Origin of the sequence: Spiroplasma sp. hy2 (assembly GCF_044714365.1) — a bacterium.
Classification (GTDB): domain Bacteria; phylum Bacillota_I; class Bacilli_A; order Mycoplasmatales; family Mycoplasmataceae; genus Spiroplasma; species Spiroplasma phoeniceum.
Genome location: NZ_RXFZ02000140.1, coordinates 1 through 2,714, shown reverse-complemented (window position 1 = coordinate 2,714; position 2,714 = coordinate 1). Strand labels below are relative to the sequence as shown.

Sequence of the window (2,714 nt, the reverse complement as noted above, 5' to 3'; positions counted from 1 at the left end):
TTTTATGGCTTATTTTAGTTAATTAATTACTAAAATAACTATTAAGCTTAAAAATAAGGTTTTCATTCATATAAAAAGTGCTACATTTGCATTTACAATTTACAATTATTAAAAAATATAGAAGAAGATTGAAATAAGCAACAACAAAAATATAGTGAAGCACAAAAATCAACTTTTAAAGATTTTTGTAATAAACACAATACTTACATAGAGGTTGTTTTGCCAGCAACAAGACAAGAATGATTTGAAAAAATGGGAATATGTCAATTTACAGATATTCAAGTATGGGACAAAAAAACAGATACGCGTAAAATGGGACAATTAATTCCTGAAAGTATAAATTATTATAAATTAAATGAATGAGTTAATATTGAAATAAATTTTATGAAACAATGAATGAAAAATAATCTTAAAACAGATATGGGGTATTTATATTCAGCAGTTCACATGGACGAGACAACACCCCATATTCATTTTGGTTTTATTCCAATTAGTAAAGTTTTTTCAAAAAAACTCAATGAAGAAAGATACATAATTAGTAATAATCGTATTTTTGGGGGAAAAAAACAACTACAAAAATTTAATAATTATCATGCTAATTATTTAACAAAAGCAGGTTATGAAATAGAACCTGGTGAAATTGGTGGTAAAGGTAGTTATAATGCAATTAATTTTCGGCAAGTTAAAGAATTTGAACGAAATAAATTAGAAAATGAAATTAATAATCTATTTGATGAGTACAGATCTACCAAAGACAATGTTAAAGAATTTAACAAAATTAAAAGCATCAGTGATGACTATGATGGTTTAATTTATGAAATTAAACAATATTTAAAATATGAAAATAATTTTACAAATTATGAAATAAACCAATTAACTAAATATTTAGATTTAGCAGAAAAAATGAAATATTACAAAATTATCACCACCATTCCTAGTGCAAAAGAATCAGATTTTAAAAATATGAGTTTAATTGAACAAGAATTTAATGAAATGGTTTTTAAAATTAATCCAATTATGCAAAAAGGTTATGATTTGGTGAGCAGTCTAGAAAGAGAGCTATAAAAATATGTGAAATAAAATTAAAAAGAAAAAAAATAACTTTATTAATTGGTTTATGTTTTATTCCAATTATTTTTATTTTTTGTTTAACATTATTTGGAATAATTGTTTCAATATATATAAACTGAAATACAATGGCAAAACTCATTACCGAAATTAAACAATTTAAAATATTATCATGATGAAATTATGCAATTAAAAATCAATATGGATTATTAATAACAATTTGACTAAGTTTGGGTTTTTATTGCTGATTTTTTTATTTTGTTTTATTTAGTAAAGTAAATAATAAAGAAACTGCAATTAAAACAACTGATAAAATAGATTTTGGGGATAGTAAATGATTAAGCATAAAAGAAATTGATGATATTAGTGATAAAGTTAATATCAAAGATAATTATAAAAATACTGGTTTCGTTTTTATTGTGTAAATTGTAAATGCAAATGTAGCACTTTTTATATGAATGAAAACCTTATTTTTAAGCTTAATAGTTATTTTGGTAATTAATTAACTAAAGTAAGCCATAAAATAAAAGATATTTTTGCTTTAATTTTTATAAAAAATCTTTACAAATTTAAAAAGCTTGATTTTACAATTTATAAAGTGCTACACTTCATAGTACAATTTACATTGTAAAAAAATCAAAAAAGATTTATTGTTTAATTTAAAAAACAATATTCATGGTGTTATTGTTGGTTCAACAGCAAGCGGAAAAACACAAGGAATAGTATTACCAACAATTTATTTAAACGGAAAATCAACATCTAAACCAAACATGATTGTAACCGATCCCAAGGGAGAATTATATAATTTAACCAGTGGATTTTTAGCAGAAAATGGTTATAAAATAAAAGTTATTGATTTTCGTAATTTAGAAAAAGGAAATACTTGAAACCCACTAAAAATAATTTACGACGACTTTATTAAAATGTTAATGACCAATAACGAAAAAGAAAAAATAAAGTGAAGAATAAAATACCAAGATAAAATTAGAACACTTAGTCGGATGTTAATTAACAAAAATCCTGAAGATGAATTTTGGAATGATTCAACAAGTATGATTATTCAAGGAATTATTTTGGCAATATTAGAAGATTATGAAGATAAAATAAACAAAAATAATTTAACAACAGAAATCGAAGAAATTTTAAACCAAGAATTATTTTTTAACAAATTTAACATGGCATCGGTGGCAGCAATAGCTAGTTTTAAAAAAGATTTAGTTGAATGACTAAATAATAGAAAAAATACCAGCATTGCCAAAATAACCGCAAGCCAAGTTTTGATTGATAACAAAGAAAATCGGACACTAGATGCTATTTTAATGACTGTTGCAAAAAGTTTAGAAATATTTAACAATGATTTTATTCGTAATTTAACATCCAAAAATGATATTAATTACAATGATTTTATCGAATATCCAACAGTTTTATACATCATATTTAGTGACGAAAATGATAATTACTATAAATTAATAGCAATATTAATTAGTCAAATTTATCAATTTTTAACAAATAAAGCAAGTGAAATAATCGAACAAAAACCTTTAATTTTGTCGAAAACTCTTGATGAAATAAAAAAAAATCATCAATATGACAATTTGAAAACTAATTTTGTGTAAGATTATGATTTTGCTTTAAATTTTTTAWAT

General features: G+C 22.7%; 3 protein-coding genes. All 3 read left to right on the top strand.

The window, feature by feature from the left end; translation table 4 throughout:
• The first annotated feature begins 219 nt into the window (after nucleotides 1–219).
• The 3 genes from EHV01_RS04580 (at nucleotide 220) to EHV01_RS04570 (ending at nucleotide 2,684) form a co-directional block, all read left to right on the top strand.
• The gene (locus EHV01_RS04580; protein ID WP_422066412.1) at nucleotides 220–1,065 is read left to right on the top strand and encodes a plasmid recombination protein; all 846 of its coding nucleotides are present in this window, start codon (nucleotides 220–222) and stop codon (nucleotides 1,063–1,065) included.
• A gap of 131 nt (nucleotides 1,066–1,196) precedes the next feature.
• Complete coding sequence (locus EHV01_RS04575) at nucleotides 1,197–1,493, top strand: hypothetical protein (protein WP_422066411.1); 297 nt, start codon at nucleotides 1,197–1,199, stop codon at nucleotides 1,491–1,493.
• 225 nt (nucleotides 1,494–1,718) lie between these two features.
• Nucleotides 1,719–2,684 (top strand): type IV secretory system conjugative DNA transfer family protein, encoded by a 966-nt coding sequence (locus tag EHV01_RS04570; protein WP_422066410.1) that lies wholly within the window; start codon nucleotides 1,719–1,721, stop codon nucleotides 2,682–2,684.
• Nucleotides 2,685–2,714: the final 30 nt, after the last annotated feature.